Here is a 19713-nt window from a genome sequence, read left to right on the forward strand (position 1 = left end):
TCACCTTGTCATCGGTCTGGAAATCTTCATGAATGCAGTTATTCTTGCCGTGCTTGTCATGGTAGTGCTGTCTCTTGTGCGTGTCTCAGTTGTTTTTGCATTGGTTGTAGGTGCGCTGGTGGGTGGCCTGGTGGGTGGGCTTACGCTTGACCAAACGTTAGAGGCCTTCAACAACGGCGTTGGCGGGGGAGCGCAAGTAGCGCTGGCCTATGCAACGCTCGGTGCGTTTGCGGTTGCCATCTCGCGTTCTGGCTTGCCCGATATGCTGGCGAACCGATTGATTGCCATGCTGGGCAAGGAGGCAACGGCCGCGCGTCAGGCTCGTGTGAAAACGCTGCTGCTCACCGCTATATTGTTAGTGGCTATTGCATCGCAAAACGTGATTCCGGTGCATATCGCGTTTATTCCGGTGCTGATTCCTCCACTGCTTACCCTTATGAATCGTCTGAAGTTGGATCGTCGAGCGGTAGCCTGTGCATTAACGTTCGGCCTAACCGCGCCTTACATGTTATTGCCCGTTGGGTTCGGCGCAATTTTCTTGAACGATATTTTGTTGGCTAACTTAAACAGCGCCGGTACGCCATTTGGCTTGGAGATTACGCGTGGCATGGTGCCGATGGCGATGGCCATTCCTGTTGGGGGTATGGCCATTGGCTTATTAGTGGCGCTGTTCTTTAGCTACCGCGGTAATCGCGAATATGCGGATAAAGAGTTGGCGGCGGCTCCTTATCAGCAGGATTCTACACCGGCTGAGCCTCACCTCTTGGGGTTGGTAATGTCTGGTGTTGCCATTGTGGCAGCGCTTGGCTTGCAGCTTTATAGCGGGTCGATGATTTTGGGTGGCCTGGTCGGGATTGGCTTGCTCTCCTTAGGCGGCATTTTTAAGTGGCGTGAAGCTGATGACCTGTTTACCAGCGGCATGCGGATGATGGCGCTGATCGGTTTTATCATGATCTCTGCGTCAGGTTTTGCCGAAGTGATGAAATCCACGGGTGAGATCGATACGTTAGTGACGGGGGCTTTTGATATCTTTGGTGATAACCGAGGTGTCGCAGCGTTAGTGATGTTGCTGGTAGGGCTTTTTATTACCCTGGGCATTGGATCATCATTCTCGACGATTCCGATTATTGCCGCGATCTTTGTACCCTTGGCGATACAGTTTGGCTTTTCCCCCATGGCAACGGTGGCGCTGGTGGGTACGGCGGCGGCATTGGGTGATGCAGGTTCACCAGCATCTGACTCGACGTTAGGGCCAACCTCAGGCCTAAACGTGGACGGGCAACACGACCACATTTGGGATAGCGTTGTACCGACATTTTTGCATTACAACCTGCCATTAATCGCCTTTGGTTGGCTGGCGGCCATGACGCTTTAATAGTGTTATAGGGCAGCAACCATTAAGCACTCAAAACGGTAATCGCAGTCACAACAAGGGCAGCCAATGGCTGCCCTTGTTGTTATGGCTGCTTCGGGAAGTGAGCTTCAAAGGCGCTTAATAACCCGCGCAACAGAGAAAGCTCTTTTCGGCTTGGCTGGGCACGTGCAAAGAGCGCCTGAAGCTGCTCTTCGGTGCGCGCATGCGGCTGGGTAAGAAAACCACTTTGCTGCATCAAGCGGCCCAAGTGGTCCTGGAAATGCACAAACTGCTCGCGGCTGGGTGGGGTGGCGTCAAGAGGGCGCTGGTAAGTGAAGTCGTTACCGGCACGTTTTCGCCAAGCGCGGTGGGTTTCGTAGGCGAGGATCTGTACGGCTTGGGAAAGATTTAAAATACCGTATTCAGGGTTGGCCGGTATGCTGACTTGATGCGTGCAGCAGCGAATCTCGCCATTGGTTAAGCCCGAACGCTCACGGCCAAAAACGAGTGCGACGGGGGCATTGGCTGTGTTTAAAATAACCTGTTCGGCCATTTCATCCGGCTCATCAAAGTGGGGAAGTGGCAGGCTGCGTAATCTGGCGCTTGCGCCAATCACTTGCACGCAATCCTGCACCGCTTCTTCAAGGCTGGTAACCACGCGGGCGTTTTCCAGCACATCCGTCGCGCCCGCTGCCAATCGGGTGGCCTCTTCATCAGGGAAGCTTCGTGGGTTAACCAGTACCAGGTGGGTTAGTCCCATGGTTTTCATGGCGCGAGCGGCGGCGCCTATGTTGCCAGGATGAAAGGTTTGCACGAGTACAATGCGAATATTGGAAAGCACGGTAATGATGACCTAAAAGCTGCCTAATAAAGGCGCTGATGGTAGCACGCTTTAACGCCGGGTACGCGTGGGCATTACGCAGGCGTTAAACGGCAAGAACCCCGCAAAGGCGGGGTTCTTGGTGACGCTAGGCGTCAGAGCGGTAGGCTCAGGGGTGCATTACATCATGCCGCCCATGCCACCCATTCCGCCCATGCCACCCATATCCGGTGCAGCTTCTTTCTCTTCCGGATCGTCAGCGATCATGCACTCGGTGGTGATCATCAGACCAGCCACGGAACCCGCAGACTGCAGCGCAGTACGGGTTACTTTTGCCGGGTCAAGAACACCCATTTCGAACAGGTCGCCGTACTCACCCGTTTGAGCGTTGTAGCCGAAGTTACCTTCGCCGTCTTTAACGCGGTTGATCACAACAGCGGCTTCTTCACCGGCGTTGGTAACGATCTGACGCAGCGGAGACTGCATAGCACGCAGCGCCATGTTGATACCGTGGTTCTGATCTTCGTTATCGCCAGTCAAGCCTTGTACTTTGGCCATTACGCGAACCAGCGCAGTACCGCCGCCAGGCACAACACCTTCTTCTACGGCAGCGCGAGTAGAGTGCAGCGCGTCTTCAACGCGAGCTTTCTTCTCTTTCATCTCTACTTCGGTAGCAGCACCAACGCGGATAACGGCAACACCGCCTGCCAGTTTGGCAACGCGCTCTTGCAGCTTCTCTTTGTCGTAATCAGAAGTGGTGTCTTCGATTTGCGCGCGGATCTGGTTAACGCGTGCTTCGATATCGTTCTCTGCACCAGCGCCATCGATGATGGTGGTGTTCTCTTTGGACATGGTCATGCGCTTGGCGGTACCCAGGTGATCCAGGGTCGCTTGCTCAAGTGTCAGGCCAACTTCTTCAGAGATAACGGTGCCGTTAGTCAGGATGGCGATATCCTGCAGCATGGCTTTACGACGGTCGCCGAAGCCAGGTGCCTTGGCCGCTGCTACTTTAACGATGCCGCGCATGTTGTTCACAACCAATGTTGCCAGCGCTTCGCCTTCGATGTCTTCAGCGATGATGGCAAGCGGTTTGCCTTGCTTGGCAACGGCTTCCAGTACCGGGAGCAGTTCGCGAATGTTGGAGATCTTCTTATCCACTAGCAGGATGTAAGGATCTTCAAGTTCAACCGCCATGGTGTCCTGGTTGGTAACGAAGTAGGGCGAGAGGTAGCCGCGGTCAAACTGCATACCTTCTACGACTTCCAGCTCGTCTTCGAAGCCACGGCCTTCATCGACAGTGATAACGCCTTCTTTACCGACTTTTTCCATCGCTTCAGCGATGATTTCGCCGATGCGCTTGTCGCCGTTGGCAGAGATAGTACCTACCTGAGCGATAGACTTGGTATCGGTGCAAGGCACAGACATTGCCTGGATTTCTTTAACCGCTGCAGTAACCGCTTGGTCGATGCCGCGCTTAAGGTCCATCGGGTTCATGCCAGCCGTTACGCCTTTCAGGCCTTCAGCAACAATAGCTTGAGCCAGTACGGTAGCTGTCGTAGTACCGTCGCCCGCAGCGTCAGAAGTTTTGGACGCAACTTCTTTCACCATTTGTGCGCCCATGTTCTCGAACTTGTCTTTCAGTTCGATCTCTTTGGCAACTGATACACCGTCTTTAGTGACGGTCGGCGCACCAAAGGATTTGTCGAGCACAACGTTACGGCCTTTCGGGCCTAGAGTAACTTTTACCGCGTTGGCCAGGACGTCAATGCCATGCGCCATACGTTTGCGTGCGTCATCAGAAAACTTAACTTGTTTAGCTGCCATGTTCGTTACTTCCTAGAATCGAATTGTAAAAGGTGAAAGTAAGTAGTCGAGGCGATGATTAGCCTTCAACGACCGCCAGGATGTCGGCTTCGCTCATGATCAAGACTTCTTCACCGTCGATTTTTTGCTTCTCAACGCCGAAACCATCTTTGAAAATGACGCTGTCGCCAACTTTAACGTCTAGCGGACGTACTTCGCCGTTATCGAGAATGCGACCATTGCCTACTGCAAGAACTTCGCCACGCGTGGGCTTTTCTTGTGCATTGCCTGGCAGAACGATGCCACCAGCAGTTTTCTGTTCTTCTTCCACGCGACGAACAACGACGCGATCGTGCAAAGGACGGATTTTCATGCTCACGTTCTCCTGAGTATCGTCAAGGCCCGTATAGGGCAGATAGCTAAAACAAGATTCTCGAGGATGTCCCATCGAGAAATGAAGGTTCGCGACCTTCGTTGTTAATGGTGGCAATGTCACCATCGCCACCGAATTTGTATGCTGGTTCAAAAGTGGGGGCTTCAGTAGCCCTTTCAAGGGGGTGGCAGTGAAAAAAGTGTCTTTTGTTGGATTTTTTCTTGCTAATGCAGGCTAGCGTCACCGGGTGGTTTCATCACGGCTAATAAAATCCCCTTCCAGGGGAGTCTCTTTATGTGAGGTATTAGCATTGGAGTGGCTATTTTCGTGGTAAGCCGTGCCTTCACGACGATGCGTTTTGGTAGATGTTGCTTGCTCGCTATTCACTCTGGTTTTTAAACCCAGCCACATTAATGCGTTGTACATAAGCTGCCGAGCGGTGGGGAGCAAGCAAGCGATGCCCAATAGGTCGGAGAGAAAGCCGGGCGCCATCAGTAAAGCGCCGCCGAATATAAGTGCCGCGCCGGTTAGGAGCTCGCTGGACGGTAGCTCGCCGGCTTGCATGCGCTGGCGGGCGCGGGAAAAGGTGGCCACACCCTCTTTACGAATAAGATGAAGGCCAATAACACCGGTTGCCAGCACGAGCAGTAGGGTGGTTAATAAGCCTATTTGACTACCAATCGAAAATAGCAAAATAAAATCGAGTAAGGTAAACAAGGAAATAAAAACAAGAATAGGCATGGTGGACTCCGTAACAGGCGTAATCGCTCATTATTGTGTCAAATATGCAAAAAACAAGCGCCCGAAGGTCTTTGCCGGAAAGCCCTTTGCTGACAAGGGTGCGCTCCTGGATAAACTCGAATTTTGAATGTGCGCTTACACTGCTGCAGTGCAGAATGGTGGGCAGTGAAAGGTCTTCGTAGCAAAGAGCAGGGCTTGGAAGTAAAGCATGAACTCAAGGTAGAAGGTTCGTCATCGAAAAATCAGCTATTCAACAACAGCGCTTCTAAAGGAGTAACGCATGCAGTTAACCGATAAAGTCATTGCAGTAACGGGCGGGGCGCGGGGATTAGGCTATGCCATTGCAGAGCGTTTGGGGCGGCAAGGTGCCGCGCTTGCACTGCTTGACCGGAGTGCTGAAGCGTTGGACCAAGCGGTCTCAACCCTTAAGTCACAAGGCATTCACGCCGAAGCGTTTGTCGTCAATGTTGCCGATGAGTCGTCAGTCATCACGGCGTTTGATGATGTTGCGAAACGCATGGGTGCCATTAGTGGTTGCGTTAATAATGCGGGTATTACCGAAGATGCCTTGCTGGTAAAAGCACGTGATGGCCAGGTCGAAAAGCGCATGTCGCTAGAGAGTTGGCAGAAAGTCCTCAATGTTAATCTAACCGGCGTATTTCTATGCGGCCGTGAAGCGGCAACACAGATAATCAAGGCCGGACATGAAGGGGTGATTGTCAATATTTCGAGTATTTCCCGGGCTGGCAATGCGGGGCAAAGCAACTATGCCGCCGCCAAGGCGGGCGTTCATGCATTAACCGTCACGTGGGGTAAAGAGCTTGCGCGCTATGGTATCCGCACCGGCACCGTGGCACCTGGGTTTATAGCGACCGAAATGACGGCGTCCATGCGCCCTGATATGTTAGAGCGGATCTCTTCAAGCGTGCCGTTAAAGCACTTGGGGGAGCCGGATGATATTGCCAAAAGTGTCGCGTTTATATTTGATAACGACTATTTTAGCGCGCGTATTATTGAGTGCGATGGCGGCTTGCGGCTTTAGTATCGCCTGAGCTATCACTTGGCTTTTTTGCATCATCCTCTAGCCCAGCGGCGTCCTGGCGACTGCCCAGCTATCGATGCGTGTGGCACCTGCTTGTTGGGCAACGTTCGCTAATGCATTGATGGTCGCACCGGTAGTGATTACATCATCAATCAGCGTTATATGTGCTGGAAGTGGTGCTTTGATTGAGAAGGCTCCGTGTAAATTAGCCGCCCGTTCGTGTCGGTTTAAGCTACGCTGGGAAGCGACCAGCTTATTGCATTGAGCTTCCAGCACGACAAGGCCTGTACGCTTTGCCAGTTGCTCCGCCAACCATCGCGCTTGATTGAACCCTCGCTCGCGTGCTCGCTTGCGATGCATGGGGACTGCTACCAAGGCAGTGCCTGGGTCGTCGGGTATGCTCGCCAGCATAAGCTCTACCAGCAGCATCCCAGCACGAGGAGATGCCTTGAATTTGAAATCGTGCAGCAGCTCTTTAATCGATGCTTGAAAAAGCAAAGCAGCATGGGCGTGAGTGACCACGGGCGGATCAAGCAAGCAGTGCCCACAGCGTCGTTGTGTTGGATGATCCAGGGGCTCGGCACATTGTTCGCAACTTGAAACGTTCCAGGGTAATTCAGTAAAACAAGTTTGGCACCAGCCTAAGCCTCGACCCGCTGGCATTAAACAAAAGGCGCAGTAGCCCGGTAATGCCTTTTGAAGTTCCTTATGGGCTGCTTGCTGCCACGTTGACCTTAAACGCATACTGCTCCTGGAATGCTTTTGAATAATTATGTTGGATGATAGCGTTGACTTTTGCACCGCATATATATAATATACGTCTCGTCTTCTGCGGATGTGGTGGAATTGGTAGACACGCTAGATTTAGGTTCTAGTGCCGTAAGGTGTGGGAGTTCGAGTCTCCCCATCCGCACCAATTACTTGTTATCTCATAGTTATTGCTTAAATATCAATCGGCCAGCATCAGCTTGCCGATTTTTTTGTGTCTATTTTTCGCTACCCTCCTTCCTGCCCGCCTGACTTTTGCTCGCGGTTGCGCTAGCTTGATATTTCATTATTGTGTTGAGAAGGATCTCAATCATGGGATGGCTCAATGAGCACGCCCAGGCAATTTCTGCTATTGCCAGCGTCCTTACCCTGTTTGTTTGGGTTTTCTATGCTCAGCTTCTTTATAACGGCTATGTTCGGCAGCGACGTCCGCGAATTATTATTAACCGGGGCAAGGGCGTTGGGCTGGAGGCCTTGTGCTTAATAAGTAATATGAGCAATGAGGCTATCTATATTCAGCACCTGGTGGCTGTGCTACATGCCCAGGAAAGAGATTACGAACTCGATATTGTTGAATACCAACAGCAGGGCGATGAAGAGCATGAAGCCGCTTTCCGTACCCACCAGGGCCCGCTTAATTCAGGTGATTACATTCATATTCAGTCATTTGACAGGATACTGAAGCGGCTCCTTCAGCACTGGGATTTAAAAGAAGACACCATTAAACAGCAGAAACCTCAGCTTGAAATTCGGGTGATTGCCATCTATGGCTCAGAAGACATGCCGGTTGGTGCCGCACGCCATTTTCATCTTGATATTTCGGCTGAGCCCGCTCGACAGCTCAACCCTTGTGACGTGGATACACATCGTATGAATAGCAGGCGCGATCGTAAACGTGTCTTAAGTTGGGCACAAAATATAGAAATACATAAATCAGATTAGCCTGCTTTTGTCATGTAAATTTCTCCAGACTGCACGGTTTAAAGCTATGTGTTGTTATCTTCGTGCCCTTTTCCTCCAGGCGTTCCCCGAAGAAGGTGTACTAAAAGCAAAGGCTCAGTGCATCGATAGTGGGGCGTTCGTCAGAACGTTTCCATGCAATAGTTGATAAGATAGGCGCCCCCGTTATGCAGGAGCGATCCATGTCACATCCTTTTAGTGCGCTTTCGCCCGACACGGTTATGTCGGCGGCCGAATCGGTTGATATTTGGCCCGCAGGCGAGCCTTTTGCGCTCAACAGTTATGAAAACCGTGTATTGATGTTTCGTGATGATGATGCCCGTCACTGGGTAATCAAGTTTTACCGTCCCGAGCGCTGGTCGGATGCTGCGATTCAAGAGGAGCATGATTTTTTAAAGGAATTAAGCGAGGGCGGGGTGTCGGTTGTCGCACCCTGGCGTAATAGCGCGGGGCAGTCATTGCATCATTACGCAGCGTTTCGCTTTGCTCTTTTCCCCCAGTGTGCAGGCCAAGCGCCTGAGCTTGATAATCCTGAACACCTCTTTGCGCTGGGCGAAGTGTTAGGCCAGCTGCATAACGTATCGCAGCGCAAGGTATTTCAACACCGCCCGCGCATGGAGCTGGAAAGCGGTATAGAAGAGGCACGGCAGCGCGTTGTGGGCAGCCAATGGCTCGACAAGTTTCAGCTTCGGGCGTATGACGCGGTGATTCAAAAGCTGCAGCATCGGTTGGCGCCCAAGGCGTTGGACCCAGCATCGTTAATACGTTGCCACGGTGATTGTCATTTAGGGAACGTATTGGGCCGAGATGAGCATTTTTCCCTGGTCGATTTTGATGACTGTGCGATGGCGCCCGCCATACAGGATATATGGATGTTGCTGCCCACTGATGAGCCGGATAGCTGGCGGGCGCAGCTAAGTGAGATTAGTGAAGGCTATGAGGAGTCACTACCGTTTCCTCATGAGCAGATGTCGCTCATTGAGCCGCTAAGGGCTTATCGCTTGATTCGGCATAGCGCCTGGTTGGTTTCGCGCTGGGACGATCCGGCGTTTCCGCGTGCTTTTCCCTGGATGGCAGATAGCGGCTACTGGGATCAGCATATCCGTCAGTTAGAACAGCAGTGTTTACAGCTTGAGCGTCCTGTTTGGTTAGCTTAATAGATCTTTTGACCCCTCTGTTGTCGTAAAAATTATACGTTCAGCGCCTTAAAAGTCGTTGCGACGCTGCCACCGAGTGGCCAGGTACGTTAAAATAAGTGCATAAATCGCCTTTGGTACGTTTAGTGGTTTCTGTATGCTTGGGCATTGTTTTGTAAGGTTGTTTTGCTTGCGTGCTGGTTACTTGATAAAGCAATAACGAGCGAGTGAGCGGGCACCGCTTTAATGAGAATGACTATGACCGACGATATCGCCCAGCACTATCGCCAAATTATTACCGCCCTTGGCGAAAACCCGGACCGCGAAGGGCTGCGGGATACACCAAAGCGTGCAGCCAAAGCCATGCAGTTTTTAAACGCGGGCTATCAGCAGTCGCTGGAAGAGATTATCAACGGCGCGGTGTTTGAATCGAAGACCGATGAAATGGTGTTAGTAAAAAACATTGAGCTTTACTCAATGTGTGAGCACCACTTATTGCCGTTTATTGGCAAGTGCCATATTGCCTACTTACCTGATGGCAAGGTATTAGGGCTTTCCAAATTTGCGCGCATCGTTGATATGTATGCGCGGCGTATGCAGATTCAGGAAAGCCTGACTCGTGAAATTGCCGATGCCGTCCAGCAGGTAACCGGTGCGAAAGGAGTAGCGGTTGTCGTTGAGGCGCGCCATTTATGCATGATGATGCGCGGTGTTGAGAAGCAGAATTCGAGCATGTCGTCATCGGTAATGCTGGGTGGATTCCGTGACAACCCCGCGACGCGCCAGGAATTTCTAACGCTTATTAACTAAACGAATTTCTCCACGGCCAGGATGACCATATTTGCCAAACACTTGGTTAAATACGCCGTTTCGTCTTAGCATGAAAGCGTAAATATGAGCCCACAGGGCCATCCTTTGGCCAGGAGTCTGTCATGGAAGCGCTAAAAGAGACACAGCTGTATTGCCCCTTTGCCTATATCGACGGCAGTTGGGTAGCGGCTGAAAGTGGAGAACAAATTAACGTTATTAACCCCGCCACAGGCAAACCGGTGGGGGATATGCCGCGATTAGGTAAAGCTGAAACCGAGCGTGCCATTGACGCGGCTGATGCCGCTTTGCCTGCCTGGCGGGCATTGACCGCTCAAGAGCGGGCTGACATGTTGCTTAAGTGGCATGATCTGATGCTTGAGCATCAGCACGACCTTGCACTGCTGATGACCTATGAGCAGGGCAAGCCGGTTAAAGAGGCTGAGGGCGAAATTGCTTACGCCGCCAGCTTTCTGCGCTGGTTTGCCGAAGAGGCGCGGCGTGTATATGGCGAGACCATTCCTGCAGCAAAAGCCAACCAGCGTATTGTGGTAACCAAACAGCCGGTGGGCGTTGTAGGAGCGATTACTCCGTGGAATTTCCCCGCAGCGATGATCACGCGTAAAGCAGGTGCAGCGCTAGCAGCAGGTTGTACCATTATCGTTAAGCCCGCTAGCCAAACGCCTTTCTCGGCAACGGCGCTGGCGCTATTGGCTGAGCGAGCAGGGATACCCCGCGGCGTCTTTAATGTGGTGCCAGGCAGCGCCGCTGACATTGCTGAAGCGCTAACCCAGTCGCCCAAGGTGCGCAAAATCACCTTTACTGGCTCTACGGAAGTAGGCCGGACGCTGATGGAAAAAGCGGCGCAGCATGTACAAAAAATATCGCTTGAACTGGGTGGAAACGCGCCGTTTATCGTTTTTGAAGATGCTGACCTTGATGCCGCCGTTGAAGGCGCGATGGCAGCCAAGTTCCGCAATGCAGGCCAAACGTGCATTTGCACCAATCGGTTTTTAGTTCAGTCTAGTGTGATTAACGCGTTTTGCGAAAAGCTCGCGGTTGCCATGAACAGTGAGCTGCATGTTGGCGATGGTGCTCAGCCAGGCAACAATATTGGCCCGCTCATTGATGAAAATGGGGTCAAGAAAGTCAGCGAACACGTTCAGGACGCTATTGATAAAGGTGCTGAGTTGCTGCTGGGCGGTCATCCGCATCCGTTAGGCGGTAACTTCTTCACGCCTACGTTAATCAGCTTTGCCGATGCCAGCATGAAGGTTGCTCAGGAAGAGACGTTTGGCCCGCTAGCGGCGGTGTTCCCGTTCGACGACGAAGAGACCGCTATCGAAATGGCCAATGATACGCAGTATGGGCTGGCGTCCTATTTCTACTCCAGCGATCTTGCTCGTGTATGGCGCGTGGCTGACGCGCTTGAATACGGCATGGTGGGCATTAATACCGGGGCTATTTCCAATGCGTCGGCGCCGTTTGGCGGTGTCAAGGCATCAGGACTTGGTCGTGAAGGTGGTCATCAGGGGCTGGAGGAGTACCTGGAAACCAAGTATTTATGTATTGACCTTGGCTAGTGTCGGTTAAGGCATTCTGAGCGTTATATTCATAAAAAAACCTCGCAAGCAGTGCTTGCGAGGTTTTTATGGTGCTAGCGCTAAAGCACAGTTTAGTGACGGAAGTGGCGCATTCCGGTGAAGACCATGGCAATGCCCGCTTCGTTGGCAGCATCAATTACTTCCTGGTCGCGCATGGAACCGCCAGGCTGAATAACGGCGGTAATACCCGCAGCGGCGGCGGCATCAATGCCATCACGGAAGGGGAAGAAGGCATCAGACGCCATAACGGAACCAGGTACAGAAAGGTTCTCGTCGGCTGCTTTGATGCCCGCAATTTTAGCGGAGTACACGCGACTCATCTGGCCTGCGCCCACGCCAATGGTTTGGCCGGCTTTGGCATACACAATGGCATTGGATTTGACGAACTTGGCAACGCGCCATGCGAACGCCAAATCGCGCAGTTCCTGTTCTGAAGGTGCACGCTCGCTGACCACAGTAAGCTCGTCGCGAGTCACCATGCCTTGGTCACGCTCTTGTACCAGCAAACCTCCGTTAACCCGCTTGAAATCAAAGGCGGGCTGGAGGTTGCCAGGCCAATGAGCGCTGACATCCAGCAGGCGGACGTTCTTCTTTTCAGCGATAATCGCAACGGCCTCATCGCTTACCCCAGGGGCAATAATGACCTCGACAAACTGACGGTCAACAATTGCGCGCGCGGTATCGGCTTCAAGCGGTGTGTTGAAGGCAATAATGCCGCCGAAAGCACTGGTAGGGTCGGTTGCAAACGCTTTGTCATAAGCCTCAAGCGCCGTAGAGCCGATGGCAACGCCACAGGGGTTAGCGTGTTTAACAATCACGCACGCCGTTTCATCAAACGCCTTGACGCACTCAAAAGCCGCATCGGTATCGGCAACATTGTTAAACGAAAGCGGTTTGCCTTGCAGCATGGTAGCTGTCGCAACACTGGGTTCAGATGCCGTAGGGTCAACGTAAAAGGCGGCCTGCTGATGCGGATTTTCGCCGTAACGCATGTCCTGCTTTTTATGCAACTGAAGATTAAAGGTACGCGCGAAGGTGGCATCGCTCTCGCTGACTTTACGGCCCAAGTACTCGGCAATAGCGCCGTCGTAGCCCGCAGTGTGCTCAAACGCTTTAACCGCAAGGTCAAAACGTGTAGCGGTGCTCACTTGGCCATCATTGGCGGCCAGTTCTTCAAGCACGCGCGTGTAGTCGTCGGCGTTAACTACGATGGTGGTGTACGCGTGGTTTTTAGCGCAGGCACGGACCATCGTAGGGCCGCCGATATCGATATTTTCGATGGCGTCTTCCAGGCTGCAGTCAGGTTTGGCAACGGTGGCTGCAAACGGGTAGAGATTAACCACGACCATATCAATCGGGGTGATATCGTTGTCAGCCATTACCGCGTCATCTTGACCACGGCGCGCCAGAATACCGCCGTGAATTTTAGGATGCAGCGTTTTCACTCGGCCATCCATGATCTCAGGGAAGCCCGTATGTTCGGATACTTCGGTGACCGGGATGGCGTTTTCCTGTAACAAGCGGAAGGTGCCGCCCGTGGACAGTAGCTCAATGCCGCGCTCGGTAAGGCTGCGGGCAAACTCAACAATACCCGTTTTATCGGACACGCTTAACAGCGCGCGGCGAACAGGAGTAGCGGTACTATCAACCATGAATAAGCTCGTGTGCAGAGTGGAACAATAAAAACAACAACGCCCCATGGTTATGGGGCGTCACCTTCGATAAGACCGTAAATCTTGAGTTTCTTGCGCAGCGTACCGCGGTTTAATCCCAGTACATCAGCGGCGCGTGTCTGGTTACCTTCGGTATGCTCCAGCACGCAGGCCAGCAGCGGCGCTTCTACTTCGGCCATCACCATGGCGTACAGGTCGGTGGCCTGACTGCCATCGAGATGCTCGAAGTAGCGGCGCATGGCAGACTCCACGGCCTCTCTTAACGGCTGCGGCGGGGCGCTTGCCGCTGGGTCAGCGAGCGTACCCGCTAGTCGCGAGGGTAACTCGCTAGAAAGAAGATCGCGTTCGTTCATGCAGCATGGGTTCCTTTGGCTAATAGACGCTTGTCTGCGTCAAACGCCATGGCGTCGTTAATCCAATCAAATTGTGTTTCAGGTGATGCCAGCGCATTGAATTGCTGTTTTAGCTCGCGGCGTTTTGCATCGCAAAAGCGCAGATCACTTTCGAGATACCAGCCAATATGCTTGCGCGCAATGCGTACACCCATTGTGTCGCCATAAAAGGCGTGCAGCGCCGCTACGTGCCCGGCCAGCACGTGACGACGCTCCTCCAGGCTTGGCAAAGCCAACTGCTCGCCATGCTGTAGGTAATGGGTTATTTGCTTGAAAATCCAAGGATTACCCTGGGCGCCACGTCCAATCATTACCGCATTCGCGCCGGTATGGCGTAGGACATCGGCTGCTTTTTCAGGACTTGTAATATCACCATTGGCAATCACTGGGATGGACAGACACGATTTGATATCGGCGATCGTGTCGTACTCTGCCCAACCAGTATAGCGCTGTTCGCGATGTCGGCCATGAACGGCGAGCGCCTGAATGCCTGCATCTTCTGCCAACCGAGCAATTCTCACACCATTGTTGGATTCGGCGCACCAGCCGGTACGGATTTTCAAGGTAACCGGCACATCCACCGCCTTGACCACCGCATCTAAAATATCGGCTACCAAGGCCTCATCGCGCAGTAGCGCTGAGCCAGCCGCCTTGTTGCAGACCTTCTTTGCCGGGCAGCCCATATTGATATCGATAATCTGGGCGCCCAGTTCGACGTTAAGGCGTGCCGCCTGAGCAAGCATCTGGGCGTCGCCACCGGCAATTTGCACGACCCGTGGGTCGGGCTCACCCGTATGGTCCATCCGCAGTTGGGACTTTCGGGTATGCCACAGGCTGGGGTCTGAGGTGACCATTTCGCCTACCACCCAGCCAGCGCCCAGCCGCCGGCAAAGCTGGCGAAAAGGGCGGTCGGTCACGCCTGCCATCGGCGCCAGTATGACCTGATTGGGCAAGCTGTAAGGGCCGATAGATGTCGATTGTTGCGTGGCTGATGTCATGGAGTTTGCGCTGCTGGATAAGCGAGTAGGCGTTCAGGGGGGCGTATGATACGCCTACTCGGAAGCGGAATGAAGGCTGTTTCGAAGATTAACCGGGTCGATGGCCTGTTAGTCTCACCCAGCCTTCACGAATAACCGGTTCATCCATCATTATGTCTTCTGCTTCGTAGGCCTTAAGCACGTCCTGGGCCTGGTTGGCAAGAATACCTGACAGCGCAAGAAGCCCCTTCGGCGCGACATGTCCTGCAATCGTTGGCGCCAACTCCACCAAGGGGCCGGCTAAAATATTCGCAGTGACAATCGGGTAAGGGCCGCCTGTTAACTGCTCCGGATAATAGAGCGCGAGATTTTGCTCTGCAATATGATTGCGTTCGGCGTTATCGCGGCTAGCCTGCAGCGCCTGAGGGTCAATATCCGTGCCATCGGCGTGCTGAGCACCTAGCTTAAGCGCGGCAATGGCGAGAATGCCCGAGCCACAGCCAATATCCAGCACGTTCTTGTCGCCAAGTGTGCCATCAACCGCTAACTGATCAAGCCATTCAAGGCACAGTGCGGTAGTAGGATGAGTGCCGGTGCCGAAGGCTAAACCTGGGTCTAAAATTAGATTGACCGCGCCTGCTTCAGGCGGTGTATGCCAGCTAGGAACAATCCATAAGCGCTGGCCCATCTGGAGCGGTTTGAAGTCATCCATCCACTCGCGTTCCCAGTCGCGGTCGGCCAGCAGCTCATACTCAATGGTGGGGCAGGATTCATCGGGCATTTGTTGCGCCCAAGCGCTTTCGATGCGGGCCAGCATGCTTTCCACGCCCTCCAAATCATCGTACAGGCCGGTCAGAATGGTGTCCTGCCAAAGCGGCGTGGTGCCGCGTTCTGGCTCAAAGACGGGGTCATCATGGGCATCCTGAAGCCCAATGGCGGTAGCTCCCTCTTCAAGCAGTAGCTCTTCCAGAAGTTCAGCCTGTTCAGGCGCTACGTGGGCTTTGAGTTGCAGCCAAGGCATGGGGAGTCTCCGCGGTAGGCATAATCGATAACGGGGTGGGCTTGGCCACCCCGTTGGGTATTACTCGGCAACACTATGAAATGCTTGCTTGGCACATGGAGCGTTTAGCCGGCAAGTTTCTTTTCTAGATAGTGAATGTTGACACCGCCCTGGCGGAATTGGCTATCGCGCACCAAGTCTTTCTGTAGGTCAATATTGGTTTTGATACCTTCGACCAGCAGCTCATCCAGCGCATTACGCATGCGCGTTAACGCGATCTCACGATCCTCGCCCCAGGTGATCAGCTTGCCAATCAGTGAGTCATAGTGTGGCGGAACGGTATAGCCTGTATACAGGTGAGAATCCATGCGCACGCCCAAGCCGCCTGGGGCGTGATACAGCGTCACTTTGCCTGGTGATGGCATGAATGTGCGTGAGTCTTCCGCGTTGATCCGACATTCAAACGCGTGGCCGTTAAGCTTAACGTCTTCCTGGCGAATCGACAGTGGCAAGCCTGACGCAATACGCAGCTGTTCTTTGACGATATCCACGCCGGTGACCATTTCCGTTACCGGATGCTCAACCTGAACACGTGTGTTCATCTCGATAAAGAAGAACTTGCCATCTTCGTACAGGAACTCGAACGTACCGGCGCCGCGGTAGTTAATTTCAATACAGGCCTGGCGGCACGCTTCCAGTACGTCAGCACGTGCTTTCGGGTCGAGGCCGGGGGCAGGTGCTTCTTCAAGTACTTTTTGATGGCGGCGTTGCAAAGAGCAGTCGCGGTCATAGAGGTGGATCGCATTGCCCTGACCATCGGCCAGAACTTGTACTTCCACATGGCGCGGTTTCTCAAGGAATTTTTCCATGTAAACCGTGCCATCGCCAAACGCTGCCTGGGCTTCGTTTTGGGTAATGCTAATGGCGGACAGTAACTGGTCTTCTGAATGCACGACCCGCATGCCACGACCACCGCCACCAGCCGCTGCCTTGATAATAACGGGATAGCCTACACGCACGCCAGCCGCCAGGCTTGCGGCTTCATCATCGCCCAAGGGGCCATCAGAGCCAGGTACGGTAGGTACGCCCGCCTTCTTCATGGCTTCAATGGCGCTCACTTTGTCGCCCATTAAGCGAATGGTTTCAGCGCGCGGACCAATAAAGGTAAAGCCGGAGCGCTCAACTTGCTCGGCAAAATTGGCATTTTCAGACAAAAAGCCATAGCCGGGATGAATGGCGCTTGAGTCGGTCACTTCGGCAGCGCTAATCAGCGCGGGAATATTCAAGTACGATTGGGCCGAAGAGGCCGGGCCAATGCACACTGCCTCATCCGCTAAGCGTACGTGCATCAGCTCGCGGTCAGCCTTGGAGTGTACGGCGACGGTTTTGATGCCCAGCTCTTTACATGCCCGTAGAATACGTAGGGCTATCTCGCCGCGGTTCGCGATAAGTACCTTGTCCAGCATGGGAGAGTCCACCCGTGTTGATGTGAAAGATTAAGCGAGGACGATCATGGGTTGATCAAATTCCACCGGCTCACCATCTTCCACCAGGATGGCTTCAACCACGCCGTCGCGATCAGCTTCAATCTGATTCATCATTTTCATCGCTTCAACGATACATACCGTGTCGCCTTGCTTAACGGTGTCGCCTACTTCAACAAACGATTTTGCACCCGGTGCCGGGCTGCGGTAGAAGGTGCCCACCATCGGAGAGTTAACGGCTTCACCGCGGAAGCTTGCGCTGGCAGGCTCCGCGTCAACGCTGGGCGCTGTAGGTGCTGCGGGAGCCGGTGCAGGCGCTGCAAAAGGTTGGGAATACTGGGGCATTGGCTGGGGCTGCCAGGTAGCACCGTTAGGATGACGGCTGATGCGTACTGACTCTTCGCCCTCCTGAATTTCAATTTCGCTAATGTTGGATTCTTCGAGCAGTTCGATCAGTTTTTTTACTTTGCGAATATCCATATTGGGCCCCGTAGATAGATGAAGGTTGCTGCCTAACACGCTAGTGATAACGCTTAAGTATCGTAATATTTAGCGCGCAGTAAACCGAGTTAAGAAAAGAAGAGAACGCAGCATGATGGCGAACGTTACCCCTCTAACAGCTTAAAAATCGAGCATTTAACTAATGTGGAGGCGGAGTTTGCCGAAAAAAGCGGAACATGTCCAGCGCTAGTCCAGTGCAGAGCCGAGGCATAAAACGCGGTATGCCTTGATGGCTATCTTTACCGTTTAGCGAAGAGCATGCTGTTATCGGCACTCAACAATTGCCCCCAAGGTACAAATAAAGCTCAGGCTTTTAGCTTAATAGCCACTGTTTTAAGGATGAAAGATGCTCTGCAAGCGCGTTGGCGGTGACCTCCCCTTGGATCCGCGCTGGGCGTATTTCTGCACCTTGATCAAAGAACAGCAGGCTGGGCGGCCCAAAAAGCTGGTACTGGTTAAGTAGCTGTCTACTTTCAGGGGTCGTATCGGTGACATCGACGGCAATTAGCGTGAAGCCTTCCAACGCCTCAATAACACGTGGGTCTGGATAAACTTCACGCTCCATCACTTTGCATGAAATACACCAGTCAGCGGTGAAATGGACAAAGGCGGGTTGATGGGCACTGTCTGCCTGAGCAAGAGCTGAGCGTAGTTCATCCAGGCTATCCACGGTTACAAAATCAAGCGCCGTTTCTTGAGTGGCTGTAGCACTATGGGAAAAGCGCAGCGGTTGAAGCGGGTTATTATTGCCCTGAGCTGCGCCCAAAACGAGGGCAACCCCCCAGGCAAGCAGCATCAATCCCAGCGTTTGTCGCGCACGCGACCAACCTGACGGTGGGTTCAGACGTAACGCGCCCAGCGCCAGCGCGCTGCCTATCGCCAGTGCTGCCCAGAGCAAGAGCCCTACAGGCCCGGGTACAAGACGCTCGATCATCCAAATGGCCACACCCAGCAGCAATAAACCAAAGCCGGTCTTAACGCCGTTCATCCAGGCGCCTGTTCGCGGCAGTAGGGTAACGCCCAGCGTGCCGACCAGTAGCAGCGGCAACCCCATACCAAGACCCAGCGCAAAAAGAACCGCGCCCCCAATAGCAGCGTCGCCGGTAGAGGAAATAAAGACCAATGCACCGGCAAGCGGTGCGGTAACGCAGGGCGATACCACCAGTACCGAAAGCGCGCCTGCCAGGGCGAGCCCTCCCGGGCCACTGCGTTGCGCCCGAGCTTGCCACGCTTCGATGCGGTGGGTCATGCGTGACGAGAAACGTAACTCGAAGGCGCCAAACATGGCGAGCGCAAACAGAGTGAAAAGTAACCCAAACGCTATTAATACAGGCGCCGACTGAAGGCGGGCCTGCAAGTTTAGGCCTGCCCCAAAGAGCCCCATTAAGACACCGACAACGGCGTAGGTCGTTGCCATGCCCAATACGTAGCTTGCTGAAAGAACAAACGCACGCGGTTTAGTCGGGTTCTGACCAACGATGATCGAGGAAAGAATGGGAATCATGGGTAAAACGCAGGGCGTAAATGTTAAACCCAGCCCGGCAATAAAGAAAAGCCCCAAGGCTAGCGGCAGGCTTGCCTCGCTTAGTAAGGCGCTAAAGCGGCTGTCGGCACTTTGCGGTGTGTTCAGCGCTTGACGAGAAGTGTTTGGGTTTTCCGACCCAGCGCTGGTAGTCGCTTGGGCAGGAGCGGCAATGTCTGTTGATGAGGGGCTGTTTTCGGCTAACCATTGGGCATATTGAGCAGGCGGCTGTGACTCAGCGGCCTGTAGCGGTACCTGTTCAGGTGGGTAGCAAAGCCCGGCATCGGCGCAGCCTTGAAAGGTAAGCTCAATGTCGATGGGGCCTGAATAAACGTGTTCAAGCGGTGTCTCAAACACCAGTATGTCGCGAAAGGTGTAGACATCGCCCATAAATTCGTCATTGGTAAAGGTGCCTTCGGGTAGAGCAGGGCTACCCAGTGCCACAGAAGGCGTTTGGCTTTTAACGTCAAACTGATGTCGGTAAAGATAATAGCCTTCAGCACTTTGAATGCCGATATAAAGTGTTTCGCCATCGTGCCAAGCGGTAGGCTGAAATGCCTCCATTACGGGCAGAAACTGATCGTTGCTGCTGGATGAAAACCATTGTGCGTGGGCGAATAATGGTAGCCAGCAGAGTAGCCAGAATAAACCTAATCGTTTGACGGATAACACGATACATCCTTAACGGCGATATGGCTGAAAAGCACCCGCATTAACATGGCGCATAATATGGAACGAGCGCTTGGTAGCGCTTGT

General features: G+C 53.3%; 18 protein-coding genes and 1 tRNA gene. 7 read left to right on the forward strand and 12 right to left on the reverse strand.

Annotated features, from left to right (window positions below; all coding sequences use genetic code 11):
- Positions 1-28: 28 nt before the first annotated feature.
- Positions 29-1375, forward strand: a complete 1347-nt coding sequence (locus tag ACT3TC_RS07970; RefSeq protein ID WP_192526485.1) for a Na+/H+ antiporter family protein — start codon at positions 29-31, stop codon at positions 1373-1375.
- A gap of 82 nt (positions 1376-1457) precedes the next feature.
- On the opposite strand, the gene ACT3TC_RS07975 is transcribed toward ACT3TC_RS07970, so the two are convergent.
- The 4 genes from ACT3TC_RS07975 to ACT3TC_RS07990 all read right to left on the reverse strand — a co-directional run bounded on the left by ACT3TC_RS07975 (position 1458) and on the right by ACT3TC_RS07990 (position 5091).
- Complete coding sequence (locus ACT3TC_RS07975; protein WP_444639675.1) at positions 1458-2195, reverse strand: RNA methyltransferase; 738 nt, start codon at positions 2193-2195, stop codon at positions 1458-1460.
- 159 nt (positions 2196-2354) lie between these two features.
- Positions 2355-3998 carry a chaperonin GroEL gene (gene groL / locus ACT3TC_RS07980; RefSeq protein WP_172116507.1) on the reverse strand — a complete coding sequence of 548 codons (1644 nt, stop codon included), beginning with the start codon at positions 3996-3998 and terminating at the stop codon, positions 2355-2357.
- Positions 3999-4056: 58 nt separating this feature from the next.
- Positions 4057-4350 carry a co-chaperone GroES gene (locus ACT3TC_RS07985; protein ID WP_018916005.1) on the reverse strand — a complete coding sequence of 98 codons (294 nt, stop codon included), beginning with the start codon at positions 4348-4350 and terminating at the stop codon, positions 4057-4059.
- A 240-nt stretch (positions 4351-4590) separates the two neighbouring features.
- Positions 4591-5091, reverse strand: coding sequence for an FxsA family protein (locus ACT3TC_RS07990; RefSeq protein WP_444639676.1), 501 nt, complete (start codon positions 5089-5091; stop codon positions 4591-4593).
- Between the two features lie 280 nt (positions 5092-5371).
- Between ACT3TC_RS07990 and ACT3TC_RS07995 the strand changes: the two genes are divergently transcribed.
- Complete coding sequence (locus ACT3TC_RS07995; protein WP_444639677.1) at positions 5372-6133, forward strand: SDR family NAD(P)-dependent oxidoreductase; 762 nt, start codon at positions 5372-5374, stop codon at positions 6131-6133.
- A gap of 39 nt (positions 6134-6172) precedes the next feature.
- Here ACT3TC_RS07995 and ACT3TC_RS08000 read toward each other — a convergent pair whose 3' ends face one another.
- Positions 6173-6877, reverse strand: a complete 705-nt coding sequence (locus ACT3TC_RS08000; RefSeq protein WP_444639678.1) for a double zinc ribbon domain-containing protein — start codon at positions 6875-6877, stop codon at positions 6173-6175.
- Positions 6878-6964: 87 nt separating this feature from the next.
- On the opposite strand from ACT3TC_RS08000, the gene ACT3TC_RS08005 reads away from it, so the two are divergent.
- The 5 genes from ACT3TC_RS08005 (at position 6965) to ACT3TC_RS08025 (ending at position 11387) form a co-directional block, all read left to right on the forward strand.
- Positions 6965-7049 (forward strand) — tRNA-Leu (locus ACT3TC_RS08005).
- Between the two features lie 164 nt (positions 7050-7213).
- Positions 7214-7843 carry a hypothetical protein gene (locus tag ACT3TC_RS08010; RefSeq protein WP_172116511.1) on the forward strand — a complete coding sequence of 210 codons (630 nt, stop codon included), beginning with the start codon at positions 7214-7216 and terminating at the stop codon, positions 7841-7843.
- 200 nt (positions 7844-8043) lie between these two features.
- On the forward strand, positions 8044-9018 hold the full coding sequence (locus tag ACT3TC_RS08015; protein WP_444639679.1) for a serine/threonine protein kinase: 975 nt from the start codon (positions 8044-8046) through the stop codon (positions 9016-9018).
- A 237-nt stretch (positions 9019-9255) separates the two neighbouring features.
- The gene (gene folE, locus ACT3TC_RS08020) at positions 9256-9807 is read left to right on the forward strand and encodes a GTP cyclohydrolase I FolE (protein WP_193054364.1); all 552 of its coding nucleotides are present in this window, start codon (positions 9256-9258) and stop codon (positions 9805-9807) included.
- Positions 9808-9929: 122 nt separating this feature from the next.
- Positions 9930-11387 carry an NAD-dependent succinate-semialdehyde dehydrogenase gene (locus tag ACT3TC_RS08025; RefSeq protein ID WP_444622019.1) on the forward strand — a complete coding sequence of 486 codons (1458 nt, stop codon included), beginning with the start codon at positions 9930-9932 and terminating at the stop codon, positions 11385-11387.
- A gap of 92 nt (positions 11388-11479) precedes the next feature.
- Here the strand turns inward: ACT3TC_RS08025 and purH are convergent, their stop codons facing one another.
- From purH to dsbD, 7 genes are all read right to left on the reverse strand, one after another.
- Positions 11480-13060 (reverse strand): bifunctional phosphoribosylaminoimidazolecarboxamide formyltransferase/IMP cyclohydrolase, encoded by a 1581-nt coding sequence (gene purH / locus ACT3TC_RS08030; RefSeq protein WP_444639680.1) that lies wholly within the window; start codon positions 13058-13060, stop codon positions 11480-11482.
- 50 nt (positions 13061-13110) lie between these two features.
- Positions 13111-13434 (reverse strand): DNA-binding transcriptional regulator Fis, encoded by a 324-nt coding sequence (gene fis / locus ACT3TC_RS08035; RefSeq protein ID WP_087105564.1) that lies wholly within the window; start codon positions 13432-13434, stop codon positions 13111-13113.
- Positions 13431-14471: a tRNA dihydrouridine synthase DusB gene (dusB, locus tag ACT3TC_RS08040; RefSeq protein ID WP_444639681.1), complete on the reverse strand. Its 1041-nt coding sequence runs from the start codon at positions 14469-14471 to the stop codon at positions 13431-13433. The genes fis and dusB overlap by 4 nt, the downstream gene beginning before the upstream one ends.
- Positions 14472-14559: 88 nt before the next feature.
- The gene (prmA, locus tag ACT3TC_RS08045) at positions 14560-15471 is read right to left on the reverse strand and encodes a 50S ribosomal protein L11 methyltransferase (RefSeq protein ID WP_444639682.1); all 912 of its coding nucleotides are present in this window, start codon (positions 15469-15471) and stop codon (positions 14560-14562) included.
- Positions 15472-15575: 104 nt separating this feature from the next.
- Entirely contained in the window at positions 15576-16916 is a 1341-nt protein-coding gene (gene accC / locus ACT3TC_RS08050; RefSeq protein WP_193054359.1) for an acetyl-CoA carboxylase biotin carboxylase subunit, read from the reverse strand.
- A gap of 30 nt (positions 16917-16946) precedes the next feature.
- Positions 16947-17414: an acetyl-CoA carboxylase biotin carboxyl carrier protein gene (gene accB, locus ACT3TC_RS08055; RefSeq protein ID WP_172116519.1), complete on the reverse strand. Its 468-nt coding sequence runs from the start codon at positions 17412-17414 to the stop codon at positions 16947-16949.
- A gap of 334 nt (positions 17415-17748) precedes the next feature.
- Positions 17749-19629, reverse strand: coding sequence for a protein-disulfide reductase DsbD (gene dsbD / locus ACT3TC_RS08060; protein ID WP_444639683.1), 1881 nt, complete (start codon positions 19627-19629; stop codon positions 17749-17751).
- Positions 19630-19713: the final 84 nt, after the last annotated feature.

The organism is Halomonas sp. AOP27-A1-41 (genome assembly GCF_052378605.1).
Lineage (GTDB): Bacteria > Pseudomonadota > Gammaproteobacteria > Pseudomonadales > Halomonadaceae > Vreelandella > Vreelandella citrativorans.